The sequence below is a fragment of the Fibrobacter sp. UWEL genome (assembly GCF_900142535.1).
Classification (GTDB): domain Bacteria; phylum Fibrobacterota; class Fibrobacteria; order Fibrobacterales; family Fibrobacteraceae; genus Fibrobacter.
Genome location: NZ_FRBE01000014.1, coordinates 87,357 through 102,260 on the forward strand (window position 1 = coordinate 87,357; position 14,904 = coordinate 102,260).

The 14,904-nt window shown below is 47.8% G+C and carries 16 protein-coding genes; 6 read left to right on the forward strand and 10 right to left on the reverse strand.

Annotated elements, in window-relative coordinates; translation table 11 throughout:
• Positions 1 to 12 precede the first annotated feature (12 nt).
• Positions 13 to 1,473, reverse strand: coding sequence for a BamA/TamA family outer membrane protein (locus tag BUB59_RS10115; protein ID WP_073229487.1), 1,461 nt, complete (start codon positions 1,471 to 1,473; stop codon positions 13 to 15).
• Between the two features lie 61 nt (positions 1,474 to 1,534).
• Between BUB59_RS10115 and BUB59_RS10120 the strand changes: the two genes are divergently transcribed.
• The 5 genes from BUB59_RS10120 (at position 1,535) to BUB59_RS10140 (ending at position 9,398) form a co-directional block, all read left to right on the forward strand.
• Positions 1,535 to 3,952: an MMPL family transporter gene (locus tag BUB59_RS10120; protein ID WP_073229490.1), complete on the forward strand. Its 2,418-nt coding sequence runs from the start codon at positions 1,535 to 1,537 to the stop codon at positions 3,950 to 3,952.
• Positions 3,933 to 5,126, forward strand: coding sequence for a pyridoxal phosphate-dependent aminotransferase (locus BUB59_RS10125; protein ID WP_073229492.1), 1,194 nt, complete (start codon positions 3,933 to 3,935; stop codon positions 5,124 to 5,126). Before BUB59_RS10120 ends, BUB59_RS10125 begins: the two co-directional genes overlap by 20 nt.
• 95 nt (positions 5,127 to 5,221) lie before the next feature.
• The gene (locus BUB59_RS10130) at positions 5,222 to 7,279 is read left to right on the forward strand and encodes an ATP-binding cassette domain-containing protein (RefSeq protein ID WP_073229498.1); all 2,058 of its coding nucleotides are present in this window, start codon (positions 5,222 to 5,224) and stop codon (positions 7,277 to 7,279) included.
• Positions 7,276 to 8,775 carry a serine/threonine-protein kinase gene (locus BUB59_RS10135; protein ID WP_073229503.1) on the forward strand — a complete coding sequence of 500 codons (1,500 nt, stop codon included), beginning with the start codon at positions 7,276 to 7,278 and terminating at the stop codon, positions 8,773 to 8,775. The genes BUB59_RS10130 and BUB59_RS10135 overlap by 4 nt, the downstream gene beginning before the upstream one ends.
• Positions 8,776 to 8,969: 194 nt before the next feature.
• Entirely contained in the window at positions 8,970 to 9,398 is a 429-nt protein-coding gene (locus BUB59_RS10140; protein ID WP_073229506.1) for a YraN family protein, read from the forward strand.
• 6 nt (positions 9,399 to 9,404) lie between these two features.
• On the opposite strand, the gene BUB59_RS10145 is transcribed toward BUB59_RS10140, so the two are convergent.
• Positions 9,405 to 10,502, reverse strand: coding sequence for a GGDEF domain-containing protein (locus tag BUB59_RS10145; RefSeq protein ID WP_073229509.1), 1,098 nt, complete (start codon positions 10,500 to 10,502; stop codon positions 9,405 to 9,407).
• A 65-nt stretch (positions 10,503 to 10,567) separates the two neighbouring features.
• Here BUB59_RS10145 and BUB59_RS10150 point away from each other — a divergent pair, with 65 nt between their 5' ends.
• Positions 10,568 to 11,167, forward strand: coding sequence for an L-threonylcarbamoyladenylate synthase (locus BUB59_RS10150; protein ID WP_073229513.1), 600 nt, complete (start codon positions 10,568 to 10,570; stop codon positions 11,165 to 11,167).
• A 175-nt stretch (positions 11,168 to 11,342) separates the two neighbouring features.
• On the opposite strand, the gene BUB59_RS10155 is transcribed toward BUB59_RS10150, so the two are convergent.
• The 8 genes from BUB59_RS10155 to BUB59_RS15825 all read right to left on the reverse strand — a co-directional run bounded on the left by BUB59_RS10155 (position 11,343) and on the right by BUB59_RS15825 (position 14,788).
• Positions 11,343 to 11,846: a 3-hydroxyacyl-ACP dehydratase FabZ family protein gene (locus BUB59_RS10155; RefSeq protein ID WP_073229516.1), complete on the reverse strand. Its 504-nt coding sequence runs from the start codon at positions 11,844 to 11,846 to the stop codon at positions 11,343 to 11,345.
• The gene (locus tag BUB59_RS10160; RefSeq protein ID WP_073229519.1) at positions 11,815 to 12,747 is read right to left on the reverse strand and encodes a UDP-3-O-acyl-N-acetylglucosamine deacetylase; all 933 of its coding nucleotides are present in this window, start codon (positions 12,745 to 12,747) and stop codon (positions 11,815 to 11,817) included. The genes BUB59_RS10155 and BUB59_RS10160 overlap by 32 nt, the downstream gene beginning before the upstream one ends.
• Before the next feature lie 4 nt (positions 12,748 to 12,751).
• Complete coding sequence (locus BUB59_RS10165) at positions 12,752 to 12,991, reverse strand: DUF2442 domain-containing protein (protein WP_073229522.1); 240 nt, start codon at positions 12,989 to 12,991, stop codon at positions 12,752 to 12,754.
• Entirely contained in the window at positions 12,979 to 13,143 is a 165-nt protein-coding gene (locus tag BUB59_RS15820) for a DUF4160 domain-containing protein (protein ID WP_073229525.1), read from the reverse strand. The genes BUB59_RS10165 and BUB59_RS15820 overlap by 13 nt, the downstream gene beginning before the upstream one ends.
• A 183-nt stretch (positions 13,144 to 13,326) precedes the next feature.
• Positions 13,327 to 13,674: an addiction module antidote protein gene (locus BUB59_RS10175; protein WP_073229528.1), complete on the reverse strand. Its 348-nt coding sequence runs from the start codon at positions 13,672 to 13,674 to the stop codon at positions 13,327 to 13,329.
• Positions 13,667 to 13,966 carry a type II toxin-antitoxin system RelE/ParE family toxin gene (locus tag BUB59_RS10180; RefSeq protein ID WP_073229531.1) on the reverse strand — a complete coding sequence of 100 codons (300 nt, stop codon included), beginning with the start codon at positions 13,964 to 13,966 and terminating at the stop codon, positions 13,667 to 13,669. Before BUB59_RS10180 ends, BUB59_RS10175 begins: the two co-directional genes overlap by 8 nt.
• A 186-nt stretch (positions 13,967 to 14,152) precedes the next feature.
• A complete protein-coding gene (locus BUB59_RS10185; protein WP_073229533.1) occupies positions 14,153 to 14,572 on the reverse strand; it encodes a type II toxin-antitoxin system HicB family antitoxin in 420 nt (139 codons plus the stop codon).
• A gap of 9 nt (positions 14,573 to 14,581) precedes the next feature.
• Positions 14,582 to 14,788, reverse strand: coding sequence for a type II toxin-antitoxin system HicA family toxin (locus tag BUB59_RS15825; protein ID WP_073229536.1), 207 nt, complete (start codon positions 14,786 to 14,788; stop codon positions 14,582 to 14,584).
• Positions 14,789 to 14,904 lie beyond the last annotated feature (116 nt).

A 14,904-nucleotide genomic window follows, 5' to 3' on the forward strand; every position in this document is an offset into this window, starting at 1 on the left:
AATAAAACGGGATTACTTGAATTCGGGGGCGATGGTCATGACCAGATTCATACCATGAAGTCCGTGGAAACCGAACTGAAGTCGGAATAGGTACATGTTGGGTTGGCGTACGCGAATGCCAAAACCCCAGGAGTTATAGAACTTGTCAAAGCTCCAGTCCGTAATGGTTGGAGCAAGCATCGCATATTCGTTGAAAAGAACTCCATCAATAAAGCGATCCACAGGCCAGCGATATTCGCAACTTAAGGTCATCATATGATGGGCGCTCCAGGCGTTGCCATAACCTCGAAGAGGAGTTCTTGCATTCAGCGTCGGGAATGCGTTATAGGGAGCGCCGCCTTCTTCCATTTCCCAAATGTCTATCAGACGGTATTGGATAGCGATGACACGACGTTCCAAAAGGGTGTTCATGACGTTTTCAGGACGCCAGATTCGCATCGCCTCATCCCAGTTGAAATCCGTATAGAAACGACGGCTCTTGCGGGCTTCAGATGCGGAAAGAATATACTGCTTGATTGTAGATCCGAGGTAGAAATACCGCTGGAAAAGGAATTCCGTCTTGATGTAGTCATGATTCTTACCCCCGTCATGTAGTATTCCATCGCCACTTCTAGGGGGATCCAATTCTAGATCTTCATACTTGACGCCATCATATTCGGGGACGAAATTGTAGGATGCCATCAGGCCGATGCGAAAGCCCTTGGAGGGTGCATAGGGGTAGTCCAAATTGTCGTAGAAGAGGGATACTCCCAAGGGATACTGCATTCCGTCCTGGTAAAGTCCACGGTCTTCAATGGGATACACATCATCAATCAGAATGGAATCCAATCCATCGGGAACACTAGCATCATTGGAACGGATCGTGCTCCAGAATTCAATGTTCCAGTTCATGGATTCGGAAATGGGCCTTCCCAGGCGGAAAGTGAGTGCCACACTGGAATCTGGCTGGATGAAGCGGTACTTCGTTTCCGGAAGAATAAAACTACCATCCCTATCCCAGTCCATATTTAGGCGTATACCACCAAAAAAGGGAGACCCGAAGAGAGCATGCTTCGTGTATCGAACCGCCAAGGAAAAGTCGCCATTAGCAAAATAGGAACCTTGTGTGACAAAATAATCCTTCTCCATTAACATGGAACGATGCCTATAGTTGGCACCAATCAAAGTATTGGATCCCGGCTTGAAATTGAAGCTAGGATAGATCATGACATTCCTTTTCTCTCCAAAGGTAATCAAGTCTATTCCCTTTTCGACCACCCCATTTTTAATAGTGTAGTGAAGGGGGGCGGAAATCGGGTAAATCAATCCGTTCAAAGCAGGCTGGATAATGTGATTGAATGTCCAGGAAAAGAAAGGTTCCGAAGTGTCGGCAACAACTGAATCACCAGGTGCGGCTTCAGCTCCGGTCGTAGCCTTGGACCCGCTAGACGCAAAAGCCTGAACCGCAGCAAGTAGCAGCAGCAAAATAGCCATATAAGGCCGATGGGCTTTTAGACCGAAACACATACACCCCCAATATAATTATATTGTGTCTATGTATTCCGCAATTGCAAAAATAATAAGAGCTTTGGCCGCCTACCCTAGGGCCGTAGCCATCCTTCTGTTAGCCATTGCGGTTCTTTCCTTCTACCCCATCAAGCACCTGCGCTGGGATTTGCAACTTCAAGACGCCTTTAACGGAAACGACTTCCAGATGGATTACGAATCCATTGAAGACGCTTTTGGCGGTCTTGGAAGTCTGACGGTAGTTCTCCAATCAGATGACAGCCTGAAAAACTATAAACAGGCGGAAAAGTTCGCGCAGGCTTTCCAGAGGGACACTCTAGTTCACTTTATTGAATATGCTGCGGATGTTCAGTTCTATGAAAAGAATAGACTGCTTTACGCCAGCGAGGACGACCTCTTTAAGGTTCTTACCCACATTGAGAAATTCCGCGAGCAGGAAACTCTAAAGAACAATCCCTTCTATGTAGATCTTGATGTCAATCAGGACTCCGTGGAAATTCAGGAAGTGACAAGCGGAATCATCCGTCAGGTGGAGGAAAAATACTTCCGCAATCTGCAGCAAAGTTTTTCCAATCAGGATGGTACAGTCCGTATCATTGACATCTTCCCTACCCAGTCCTTGTCCAATCTCAACGCCAATAGAGAACTCTATCATAAGGTTCACACCTATATGAAGGAGAATATGATACCGGCAGGTATTCAGGTGTATTTCACGGGTAAGGTTTATCAGTCTGTGCTTACTGGACGAACCTTGTTACCGGAAGCAAAATTTGCTGGGGGCGTAGCCGTCGTATTCTTCCTTCTTTTGCTGGCAGCTCATTTCTACAAGCAGCCTCAGTTGATCCCTATTTCAGCGATACCCATGGCATTGCCTCTTGTATTCACGTTGGCTGCAGCCTATTTCCTGTATGGTAGAATCACCTTATTTACCATGGTTCTGATTCTACTGCTACCGGGACATGCCTGCCAAATTCTAGTCCATATTCACACCCGCTACTATCACGAACGACAGCAAAAACTCAGTCCTGCCCTCAGTTTGGAAAGTGCACTCCTCGGGGTTGGACCAGCAGTTGCGGCCTCCAGCTTAATCATGGCGGGACTCTTCCTTTCCTTGAATCTAATACCTCTGCCGGGTCTTCGTGAATTCGCTAATCTGGGAGCATTAGGTGTTATCCTGAACCTCTTCATCTGCCCCATCTTCGCGGCAGCCACCCTCCGCTATATGCAGAGGAACAAGTCCTTCAATGTGGGGCCTCATCTCCACAAGCCCATTGATATTCCTCTGCTTCCCAGAAGAATTAACTGGATTATCATCATTACCATCAGTATCGCAAGTCTTGCCGGAATCATTTGTGGCGGTTTCAATTTGAATTTCCTGTATGACTTTGGTCAAACAGAATTCAAACACCAGCAAGTAAAAGTAGATTCCCTGGTCAGCACTACCGGCTTTTCCACCTACGATCCCATCATTATTATGATGCCGGATTCCTCCTACAATGATAAGCTACTGCAGGATTTCACCCACTTGCAAGAACGTGGACGTATTCCTGATTTGGGCCGAATCTACACTCAGTACCAGTTCCTGCCCAAGGAATCTCAAGGAAAGAAAGGCAAGATTGAATATTTGAAGCATCAGATAAGCGATGACGTTTTGAAGCGTCTTGGAGCAGAAGACAGCACTGCCATTGTAAACATGCTAAACAGTTACGAAACGGACTTCAGAGAATTTGAACTGTCACAAAACATTACTCGAAAATTCTCCGACAAGCATGGAACCCCCGGCGTATTCGCCTTTATTGTTCCCTCCAAGGATCCTGACAACGGACTTGCCTGTCGTCACATCTATAAGCAACTTCAGTATCTTGAAGGTGTCCAGGACAAAAAATTTAAAGTTTGCGGAACCCCCGTACTCCGTGCAATGGTGTTGGACACCATTCTCCCCAACGTTGGAAAAAGTATTGTGTTGGGAACCATTATCTTATGGTTGCTCCTGTTGTTCTTCATCAACAATTTGAATCGAGCCATCTTCATTATGATGCCTTCCATGTTCGCAATGAGCTGGATGACATTCATACTATACAGCATGAACTTCCACATTTCATTTTACAGCGCCCTTGCGTTTGTCCTTGTCATCGGGTCTAGCGTAGACGGCTCCCTACAGCTCTGGTCATCCTATTTTGAAAAGCCTACGGGAACAACTGCAGCGATGGTCATGCAGACAAAACTCTCTTCTGTTCTTGTAGGACAGATTGCAGCAATTCTCGGCCCTGTGGCCATGATTATTTCTTCCCATCCTGGTATCCGCAACATGGGACAAGTGACCCTTATTGGCCTTGTCTGCATTCTTGTAGCCCAGTTGACGATTTATCCTCTCATTGCCGGAGCTTTGGATCAACACAGACTCCGCAAAAGAAAAAGGCTTGAAAATGAAAGCACTCTCCAATAGAACTTTGAATATTGCCGCCAGCTTGACGGTTGCCATTGATACTTTAGCAAAGCAGATGATTGCCGACGGCAAGGACGTCGTAAGCCTTGGCGCTGGTGAGCCGGACTTCCCTACCCCGGAACCCATCCGCGCAGCAGCCTGCAAGGCAATTAACGATGGCAAGACCCGTTACACCGCTCCCGTAGGCATTATGGAAGTGCGTAAAGCCGTGGCAAAAAAGCTGAAGGACGAGAACGGTCTGGACTACAAGCCGGAACAGATTATCATGACTAGCGGCGCAAAGCACGCTGTGTTCAATTCCCTTGCAGCCCTGGTAAATCCGGGCGATGAAGTCATTGTTCCTGCGCCCTACTGGGTAACCTATCCAGAATTGGTGAAATGGTTAGGCGGTACTCCTGTTTTTGTACAGGCCACTAAGGACGCCAAGTTCAAGATTACCGCGGAACAACTCCGCGCAGCCATCACTGACAAGACTAAGGCAATCTTGCTGAACAATCCCTGCAACCCCACTGGCGCAGTTTACACCAAGGAAGAACTGGGTGAATTGGCTAAGGTCATCGTTGAAAAGGACATCTATTGCATTTCCGACGAAGTGTATGAATACTTCGTTTACGACACTGAGTTTGTTTCCGCAGCCGCATTCCCGGGCATGGCAGAACGCACCATTGTCATTAACGGTTTCTCCAAGTCCCACTGCATGACGGGTTGGCGTATTGGTTACGATGCCGCCCCCGCTGAAATCGCAAAGATCATAGGCAAGATCCAGGGGCAGGCAACTCATCACCCCAGCAATGTGGCTCAGTATGCAGCTCTCGGCGCTCTCGAAATGGACAAGTCCAACGTGGAAGCCATGCAGGCAGCATTCCTCAAGCGTCGTAATTACATGCTGAAGCGTACCGCCGAAATTCTTCCCGTTCCTGCTCATGCACCGGAAGGAGCCTTCTATCTGTTCGCTCCCGTGAATAGCTTCTATGGCAAGAAGACTCCTGAGGGCAAGACCATCGGTGGCTCCATCGAGCTTTGCGAATACCTGCTGCAGTCCCAAGGTCTGGCCATCGTGCCGGGTGCTGCATTCGGTGACGACACCTGCGTCCGTTTCTCTTACGCAGCTAGCGATGAAACCCTTGAAAAAGCCTGCGACAGATTTATTGCAGGACTAAAAACACTGAATTAAGTTACGAGTTACGAGATACGAATTATGAGTTAGGAGATATGAGATACGAGTTATTTCATAATTTATAATTCATAATTCATAATTATTATCAGTCTATGCGTTCTTTCCAAATTGTCACTCCTGATGACTCCAAGCCTTTTACCATAGGCCGCAAGTCTGAAAACAGCCTGGTGCTGGATAACCTGATGGTGTCCAGACATCATGCGGTGTTGGAGTGCATCTCTGGAAAATGGACTCTGCGGAACTTAACAGGAAACAGCCTCACTCAGTTGAATGGTGAAGATGTTCCCTTCAGTGAAAATCCGGACGAATCCCGTGGTTTACCTGTAGAAGATGGTGATATCATCCTCATCGGAACCCAGCAGATCCGCGCTTCCTTCAAGGATAACCATCTGACGCTTCTGTTGGTGAACTCCACCGCCAGTACAGAAACTGGATTGCCGGAAGGCGTTTCCGCCCGTCTGGAAAAAGATGGAGCACATCTGCAGTTTAGGGAGAAGTTCATCTCTCCCGAGGGAAAAAGTGTAAGTCAGAAGAAGCTTAACGAAGGCGAATCCATCCGGATGCCGGGTTATGAAATTTCCTGCAGCGCAGGGAACGTCACCTGCAGGGAAACTCCCGTAGGTTATGACGTACACGCCCAGAATCTTGATGTTTACGCCGGCAAGAAACGATTGCTTCAGGATGTAAACTTCGATCTTCCTGCAGGTGAAATTCTCGCTATCATCGGTCGCTCCGGACAGGGAAAGTCTACACTTCTGAAATTGCTCCAGGGCATTAACCGCAGTGGAGAAAACTCCAAGGTTTATATTGGCGGTCTGGATTACCGCAATACGGAAATCCGCAAGCGCATCGCATTCCTGGAACAGGACCCCCAGCTCCGTATGGATTTGACCGTACGGGAGACGCTTCTTGATGGTGGCCGCGTATCCATGAACAAACTTGACTTCAAGCAGAACGTTCAGGGGCGACTGGAAAAGTTCTGCGAACTTTTCGGGCTCAGCCAACGTATGGATAATGGCGTTAGGACGCTCTCCGGCGGCGAGCTTCGCCGCGTCGCCCTGGCCCGCGAGTTGATGGGAAGTCCCGGTCTGATTATTCTGGATGAACCCCTCTCTGGTCTTGATCCCTACAACTCTAGAATTCTCTGTTCCCACTTGAAACAGCTGGCATTCCTGGGCCACACGGTCATACTTACCACCCACAGCTACGAGGCGCTGAAGGTTGCAAACAAGCTGTTAATCATCCATCAGGGGCATCAGGTATTCTACGGTTCCCCCGCGGAGGCCTATGGCCACTTCCAGACGGAAGACGCCGAGGAAATCCTCTCCAGCCTTAAGGACGAACAGTCCATCGACCGTGAAGAAAAATACTCCAGGCAAACCCGAGCCGGCCTCGTACCCTACATCCCGTCCAAGAATCTTTACTTCCCGAAAACTCATCTTGCACCGGTTTTCTTGTACAAGGTGGGGCTTACCGCAAAGCAGTGGTTCAGGGACAAGGGCAAGGCTCTAGCGATATTACTTCAGCCCTTGATCATCGGGTTCCTGTTCTCCCAGATTTTCTCCAGTTTGTCCTCCCTCTGGATTGTTGCGTTTGCCGTCATCCTGTCAGCAAACTGGCTGGCACTATCCCTCTCCATTCGCGAGATTGTTGCGGAAAAGGAAATCCTCATGGGAGAATTCCGTAAAGGCGTAAAGGTGCTACCCACCATTACCGCCAAGATGTTCCTGCCTGTGATTGCTGCCTGGATTCAGACCTTGATTGTATTCGCCTTCGTGAACTTCAGGATTTCAGTACATTGGCAGCCCATGATGTTGGTGGCATTCCTCGCCATGGTCCTTCCCGCAGTTGCTGTAGGCTTAATGGTCAGCGCCTTCTCCAAGAATTCTGGCCAGGCAAACGCATTGCTACCCTTATTGATTATCCCCCAAGTCGCTTTGGCGGGAGCTTTGGTTCCCATGGACCAAATGTTACCCACAGGCAGAATCCTTTCAACCATTATCTGGTCCAAGTACAACCAGAGAAGTCTCCTGAATCTTCTTTTGGAGCGCGAAGACCCTCTTTCGAACGCACTTGCTGCCATCGCCATCGCCGTAGGTTGTTATATTGTGATGGCAATTAAACTTTACACGTCCAAGAAAGCAAAATGATCGCACCGCAGAAACCTGAAATTTTTCCTCGTCCATTTAACGAAAACTATGACCTGATCGGCACCCTGGGAAGGGGTGGCATGGGCAATGTCTACAAGGCCATGGACAAGAGGTTAAATCGCGAAGTTGCGTTCAAGATTCTTGACGCATCCTCCGATACGGAAGCCATCAAGCGTTTCTATCTGGAAGCCCAGGCCATGAAGGAGCTGGACCACCAGAACGTGGTTCACGTATTCGACTTCGGTCAGGAAAAGAGCCAGCTGTTCATTTCCATGACATACGTCGAAGGCACCAACCTGTCCGAGATCCTTCACAACAAGGAACAGCTTTCTTTCGACGCCATCGAAGTGATCATCCGTCAGATTGCCCGCGGCCTTCTTTATGCACACGGCAAGGGCATTGTCCATCGTGACGTGAAGCCATCCAACATCATGCTGACTCGCGACAACCGCGTCTACATCATGGACTTTGGCATCTCCTACGTCCAGGAAATGGAAAAGGAACGCCTGACCCGCACCGGCATGACCATGGGAACTCCGGAATACATGAGCCCGGAACAGTGTCACGGCGATAGCGTCACCCTGCAGTCTGACATTTACAGCATGGGCGTCATCCTTTATGAGATGACTTGCGGACGCCTCCCCTTCGAAGGAAACCGCCCCGTGGAAATCGCACTGAAGCATGTGCAGGAACCGCCTCCGGCACCGGAACTGTTCCGCAAGGATATGCCCCCGGGACTTTCCGCCTTGATCCTCAAGTGCCTCAAGAAAAAGCTGAACGAACGCTTCCACGACATGCAGGAATTCCTGGATGCCTGTGACCAGGTCTTTGGCGATAAGGACCGTCAGCGTCTTACAGGAAGTCACACTCCCCTACGCCGCCATACCGTTTCCATCACGGACATGGCCAACAAGATTTCTCCCAAAGCCAAGGAACTGCAGCGCAAGCTTGCTGCTCTCGCCATCTTTATCTTCCCGCTGATCATCATGCTCCTGATCCTGCTGATGCTCACCCACAAGCCGGAAAGCACCCTGCGAGAACTGGAATGGACCGAAGCCCTGGGCAATTACGAAACCAAGGCTCTGGAAGTGGACGAAACCGACGGCTATCCTCTTTCCAACCTGAACGACAACGATCTGAAGACCGCCTGGCTCTATACCAAGCCCCAAAAGCCTCAGAATCCAGTCCTCACCCTTTACTTTGATTGCAACGCAGTGATTACCCACTTCGGTATTGCCATCGGTTACCAGAAGTCCGTAGACGATGCCTTCGGAGACCGTTTCCGCATCTTCAAGAAGCCCCGCACCATCACTCTTGAAACCAAGGACGGATTCAAGCAGAAGGTCAAGCTGGACAACGTGAAGGGCATGCAGTACCCCAACATCCAGGCCATGGAATCTACCGAACTGAAGATCTACCTGGAAGATGTGTACGAAGCGGAGAATGCAGATTTCGCCATTTCCGAAATCCGCCTGCTGGGCATGGAACTGCCCTAGTCCCTAGTTTCTAGTCCCTAGTTTCTAGTCCCTAGTTTCTAGTCCCTAGTTTCTAGTCTCTAGTTTCTAGTCTCTAGTTTCTAGTCTCTAGTTTCTAGTCTCTAATTAATAGATAGCCACAAGGCTCGAATTTAAATGGGGAAATGCGCAACGGTTGTTGTGCATTCTTTTCACACTCAAAAAAGGAAATCCCCATGAATAAGAATCCGCAGGATATCAATGCAAGTAAGACAAACAACAAGCCCAAGGGAAACTTCGTCGAGACCCAGGCTTCCGCATTCTTAATGCGTCAAGGATTCAAGATCCTGGCTCGCAATTACGCCTATCGAGGTGGAGAACTGGACATTGTGGCGCAAGAAAACGAGACCATCGTATTTGTAGAAGTGAAGTCCGTATGGAACAACCAGCAGGGAAATCCTGCCGCCCGCGTCAATCGGGACAAGCAGAAGAAAATCTGGCAGACCGCCTGCCATTTCCTTTCCACACAAAAGGAATTCGCCCCCAAAGGTTTTGACACCCCTTGCCGTTTTGATGTTTTAAGCGCCCGCATGTACCAGAAGCCCCTGACATTCAGTCATATCAGGAACGCCTTCGAAGGCTCTCAGGTCATCCCCCGCTGTTAATGGATTCTAGGAGTTCCTCAGCTGGTGATTCAACTCGTTCAGCATGAGGAACTGTTCGGAATTATCCTTGTTGAGTTTTACATAACTCATATGGATGGACAGAGGAATCTTGCTGTTTCTATTATAACGCAAGACGTCGTTTCTGATTTCTTCATCCAGGACCTTGATGATCGCATCCGCCTGAGTGTTCAGAAGCACCACGAATTTATCCGTGGCGAAGCGGACTACAGTTCCCATGTCACCAACAGCCTCGTTCAGAAAGGCGGCTGCGCACACGATGGAATTATCCACTTCCTTATAGCCGTGTTCATCACAGATGGAATCCAAGGTGTCCAGATGGATTAAAAAGCCGGTTACTCGATTCTTTGCCACAATTTTATCGAAGCAGGCATCCATATAGGAACGTTTGTATACGCCGGTCTGCTCATCACGATAAGCATTTTCATTCTTGAGTCCCGCAAGAATACTTGTAATACCTACCGCGATACTTGGAGAAATGACGGATACGCCATAGAAATTGGACTGGATGATTACCGCTACGGCAATTGGGACAATATAACCGGCCACAGGGAAACTCTTCATGAAGCCGCCCTTTCTACGGCAGCGGGTATACAAAAGCAAACCATCCAGCACAAAGATTGCATCCGTGAACAGGTTGATGTAGTAGCCAATGCTGCGGACGTAATTACCCTGGTTATCGATGGTAAATGCAATAGGATAGAAATGGTTGATTAAAATCAAGCTGAATGGGACGCAAAGGAGAACTCTCATGAAGGTGAGATGTCTTCTGCTGACACCTCCTTCTAGATGTACCGCCAAAAAATAAACCCAGAAAAAGCAGATGACACCGTAGGAAACAAACAGAATGTCATTGGAGATGTATGCAATGATTTGAAACAACTTTCCGGGAATACCATCCACATAATATGCAATCGGATCCAGGAAGCAGGAAGCTATACAAGTTGTCACCATCATCATAATGGCAACATTCTCACTTGTACGACGGCGAAGACGCCAGGCATTTTCGAAAAAGAGAATCACCAGAAGCATCAGACCGATATAGTTTCCGACGCAAACAGTTCTCAAGTTATACAAGTGTTCCATAACAGCCCTACTAAAAGTGAGTAAAATATAATAATATATCCTTTTGTAAATACTATATTAACATCATGCGATTTGAAGTACATCCATTGAATCCTCAGGCCCGCATCGTAAAGCTGGCCGCCGCCGCCCTGGAAGACGACGGTCTTGTACTCTACCCTACCGAATCCGGATACGCCATCGGCTGCAACGCCGAATCCCCCAAGGCCATCCACAAGCTTTACGCCCTCAAAAAGCCTATGAAGAAGTTCTTCATGGCTCTGATCATCCCCGACATTCGAGCCGCAACCGACTATGCCCGCGTGGACAACTTCGCCTTCAACATCATGAAGCCCCGCGTTCCCGGTCCCTTCACCTTCATTCTTCCGGCAGATCCGCACATCGCCCGCCGCCTGGACGTGAAGCGCCCAGAAATCGGCGTCAGAATGCCTACCCACCCCTTCTTCAAGGAACTGTTCCAGCACTTCGACAAGCCCATCCTCAGCACCGCAGCAAAGCTCAGCGAAGAGGACATCTACGAGCCCGACGATCTCTGGAAGACCTTCGAACACTCCGTCGACATGATGGTTGACTGCGGCCCTATCGAAATCAAGCCCACCAACATCATCAGCCTGGTGAACCACCACGAAGTAGAAATCATCCGCGGCGAACTAGACCCCGAAATATAATCGTTCAGTATTTCTAAAAACGACGAAAGCCCTGCGAAACCCGCAGGGCTGTTCTATTTGTGATTATGTTCTGATCCGATTGACAAAGAAAGCGAAAACAAAAAACAGCCCCGCGATGTACGAAGAGGCTGTTCAATTAGTGTTTTGGTGATTGAATCGGAGCGACTCCAACCCACTAAACCATTGCGGCGCTGAATTCAGCTTCGGTGACCAGTTCTTCACCGATGAACACCTGACCGGCATACTTGAAGATGCCGCGGCGAGCCATGCGAAGGTCAGTGAGGCGAACCTTCAAAATGATATCGGTGGGAGGAATCACAGCCTTACGGAAGCGGCAGTTTTCCACACCCATGAATGCCGGGCGCTTGCCAACAGTCTTTTCTTCCATAGCGATCATGGTCAGAAGAGTGGCGGCCTGAGCCATGGATTCAATCTGGATGACGCCGGGCATCACCGGATTGCCAGGGAAATGACCCTTGAAGAAGTCCTGTTCGCCAGTGACGTGCATGCGGCCCACCAGAGAAGGAGGATTTTCGGCAGTGCCATCACCAACGTTCAGTTCCAGGATTTCGTCAACGAAAGCAAAGGGGAACTTCTGGGGAAGAACTTCGTGGCAAACATCTTCGCCGTAGAGAACGCCTTCTTTATCAGATTTTTTCAAAGAGTCCAGCAGAGACATAGGGAATTAACCTCTCCATGATTTGTCGGTGGGAAACATGCCCACCATTTGTGATTTCGATTCTGACTCTGGGAAGAGCCGGACAGATAAATGTGATATCGCCAATTAAATCTAGTATTTTATGCATGGCAGGTTCATTTGCCACACGGAAATCCTTGGATGTTGCAGCCCCGTCCAGGGAATTCAGCAACATTCCGCAGGATTCATCTACCCCGCCCAGCATGCCAGCGGCCTTCGCCTGTTCAAATTCTTCGGCAGAAATGAAGGTGCGGGCCATGAAAATCTGGAACAGGTTTTCCGGCGAATAAATACTGACAGCGGCGGCAGACTGCAGGTCGCAAGCATCCCCGCGGCTCTTGCTGCGGTCCAGAACGTATTCCACCTCGAAAGTTTCAGCAGGACAAATACGAACATGACCGAAAGTCCGTTCAGAACCGTCAGAAGCCTTAGCCGTCAGGTCCCATTCCGCCTTCACAGGAGCATCATAAAACACAAGGGCTTCCGGCTCCCCCGCTGCTCGACGCAGGCCATAGAAGAAGGGCGCCGCAGAACCATCCATCAAAGGCACTTCCGCACCCATAATGTTCACGTTAAACCTGCGGCCAGGCCACATCAAGAATACGGGAGCCAAATGTTCCGGGCTGGCAATAGCGCCAGCATTCAGCCCCACCGCATGAGCACGGCCCTCATCCTCGTAAGAATAAATAGCCGTACGTGCTGCGCCAAACTTCAGGTCAGAAAAAATCTTGCAGAGATCCGTGCGGTAAACTTCGCGACCGTCCACACTCCAAACCACACGGGGCTTGTGGGTAGGATCCCTTTCCAGAACATCCACCGTTACCTTGGCATTCTTATTGCTCAAGGACGGAGATTCAAATTCAAAATGCTGAGCGTTCGTCATAAAATCATTCTATCGAAATGGATTTGATATATTCCGGAGCGAAATCAACCCCATTGGACCAGGTAATCGTATTTGCCTGCACCTTGAAATCACGAAATAAATTCAAATCCAAAAGATTGCGAATAATAGGTCTTACATCCTTTTGGATTGTTTCCCTGAAATCAGCAAAGGCCGTAACTCCGTCGTTAAACGAAACCTTGATTCTGTAATCAGCAATATATTCGGCCTTTACTACATGCAGCATTTTATACCAACGGGTCTATCTTCAGTCATATTCAATGTAGTTAAATCAAAGACGCCTTCCAAGTCATTATACAACGCATGGAAGTGTGGAGGCACATGATCATTGAAATACATCTGTATAACAATCCCAAGAAAACGGCATAATTCAGGCATTTTTACTCCTTTTTATAAACAAAAAAGCCGTATTTCTAAAAACCCGAGAACTGTTTTAAAGTTCTCTTTTGAGGATATAAAAAACACGGCTTGTTGCGAAAGTTGGTCCGCAACCATTGTCTGTCAGAACAAATATTCTAAAAAGCGGATATCAAAAGAAGACGTTCGATAAAATTCACAAACTTACTTCGCCTTGTACTTGGCGCGTTTTTCGGCGACCACATTTGCAGGGACTTTCTTTTCGGGAACAACCTTCAAGGCAAGCTGCAAGCCCATGGCATTCAGAATTTTCATCATCGTTTCAAAACGAGGATGCGCACCTTCCTTCATTGCCTTATAAAGACTCTCACGGTTCAAGCCAGCTTTTTCGGCGATCTTTGCCATGCCTGCAGACCTTGCCGCAGTGCTAACACAATGCTGCCAAAAAACAGGATCGTTTTCGGCAAGAGCCTCCTTCAAGAAAAGTTTTACATCTACCTCAGTTTCTAGAAATTCTGCAACATCCAAATCCGAAACTTTAACCTTACCCATTGTTTAACTCCTTCTTAATTTCCTTTGCTTTTTCAATGTCTCTCTGTTGCGTAGATTTATCTCCTCCGATTAGAAGAAAAATCACTTCGCCATTTACATTCATATAGTACAGCCTATATCCAGGACCATAATCAATCCGCATTTCAAAAACGCCATCACCAACTGATTTGGAATCTCCTAGATTACCTAACTCAACATGTTTAAGACGATTATTAATCCTGGATTTAGCATATACATCCCTCAGATTTTTCATCCATTTTATGAACTGTTCGGTCCTCTTTACCTGATACACATGTTCCTCCTTAATGTAGCCAATCGGCTACAAATTGTCAAGTACTGGACAAACAAAAAAGCCGCATTACCCATAAGGATCCTTAACGGATTCGATATAAGTAAAAGCGGCTTGTTGGGTCTTTCGACCCCAACCATTGTCTGTCAGAATAAAACTACAAAAGTCTAAATGTCAAAAGGCGACATCTTAAACAAAATTGATTTCCAGTCTTTTTCCAAGGGCTGCAGCAATTTTATAAAGCGTTTCCACCGATGGAGATCCTTTCGGCGTTTCAAAGCGTTGATAAGCTTGAGGAGATATACCAGCCTTCTTTGCAACCTGAGTCTTGGTCTGACCACGACGTGCTTCAAAGATTTTGTAAGCGACCTCTATCTTCGGCGACAACTCGACCGCATACAAGCCCTTCTTTTCATTGGGTTCAGTCTTTGGATAAACAAAGGTCAACCCCAAATCCAAATCACATTCAAAAGCACCATCCATGGCATCCTTTGCCATAGCCAAGGCTTCACCTATAGAAGCCCCAAAAGCATTTACATTGGGAAGGTCCGGAAAACTGGCAACATAACCCATATCCTTATCCTTTTCAATTTTACAAGCGTAAATCATTTAATGCCCCTATTGATCCAACTGTTTCAAGATTCGTTTCAAATAGTCCCCGACAATCTCTTTAGAATGTTTCTGGATGGGAACGGTTCTATGTCCAGGCTTCACGAACTGATGATGAGAACCTGTGATTCTTTTTAGAACCCAACCTCTTTGAATAGCATACCTACAGATATCGTTAAACTTCATACATGAATATAGTTTTTCTTTTTTCTGCATTCAATAAATTTTATTATAAATGAGGCATCATCAACATGTGTGGAAGCATTTAGGCAGCCTTGCTAGATGAATCTCTCGATTCCGATTCCCATTCGTAGGCTATCTTTACATCTACA

Excerpts from the sequence above, each read along its gene's own strand:
- BUB59_RS10115 (WP_073229487.1), bottom strand. The coding sequence starts at position 1,473 with ATGGCTATTTTGCTGCTGCTACTTGCTGCGGTTCAGGCTTTTGCGTCT.
- BUB59_RS10120 (WP_073229490.1), top strand. The coding sequence starts at position 1,535 with ATGTATTCCGCAATTGCAAAAATAATAAGAGCTTTGGCCGCCTACCCT.
- BUB59_RS10125 (WP_073229492.1), top strand. The coding sequence starts at position 3,933 with ATGAAAGCACTCTCCAATAGAACTTTGAATATTGCCGCCAGCTTGACG.
- BUB59_RS10130 (WP_073229498.1), top strand. The coding sequence starts at position 5,222 with ATGCGTTCTTTCCAAATTGTCACTCCTGATGACTCCAAGCCTTTTACC.
- BUB59_RS10135 (WP_073229503.1), top strand. The coding sequence starts at position 7,276 with ATGATCGCACCGCAGAAACCTGAAATTTTTCCTCGTCCATTTAACGAA.
- BUB59_RS10140 (WP_073229506.1), top strand. The coding sequence starts at position 8,970 with ATGAATAAGAATCCGCAGGATATCAATGCAAGTAAGACAAACAACAAG.
- BUB59_RS10145 (WP_073229509.1), bottom strand. The coding sequence starts at position 10,502 with ATGGAACACTTGTATAACTTGAGAACTGTTTGCGTCGGAAACTATATC.
- BUB59_RS10150 (WP_073229513.1), top strand. The coding sequence starts at position 10,568 with ATGCGATTTGAAGTACATCCATTGAATCCTCAGGCCCGCATCGTAAAG.
- BUB59_RS10155 (WP_073229516.1), bottom strand. The coding sequence starts at position 11,846 with ATGTCTCTGCTGGACTCTTTGAAAAAATCTGATAAAGAAGGCGTTCTC.
- BUB59_RS10160 (WP_073229519.1), bottom strand. The coding sequence starts at position 12,747 with ATGACGAACGCTCAGCATTTTGAATTTGAATCTCCGTCCTTGAGCAAT.
- BUB59_RS10165 (WP_073229522.1), bottom strand. The coding sequence starts at position 12,991 with ATGCTGCATGTAGTAAAGGCCGAATATATTGCTGATTACAGAATCAAG.
- BUB59_RS15820 (WP_073229525.1), bottom strand. The coding sequence starts at position 13,143 with ATGCCTGAATTATGCCGTTTTCTTGGGATTGTTATACAGATGTATTTC.
- BUB59_RS10175 (WP_073229528.1), bottom strand. The coding sequence starts at position 13,674 with ATGGGTAAGGTTAAAGTTTCGGATTTGGATGTTGCAGAATTTCTAGAA.
- BUB59_RS10185 (WP_073229533.1), bottom strand. The coding sequence starts at position 14,572 with ATGATTTACGCTTGTAAAATTGAAAAGGATAAGGATATGGGTTATGTT.
- BUB59_RS15825 (WP_073229536.1), bottom strand. The coding sequence starts at position 14,788 with ATGCAGAAAAAAGAAAAACTATATTCATGTATGAAGTTTAACGATATC.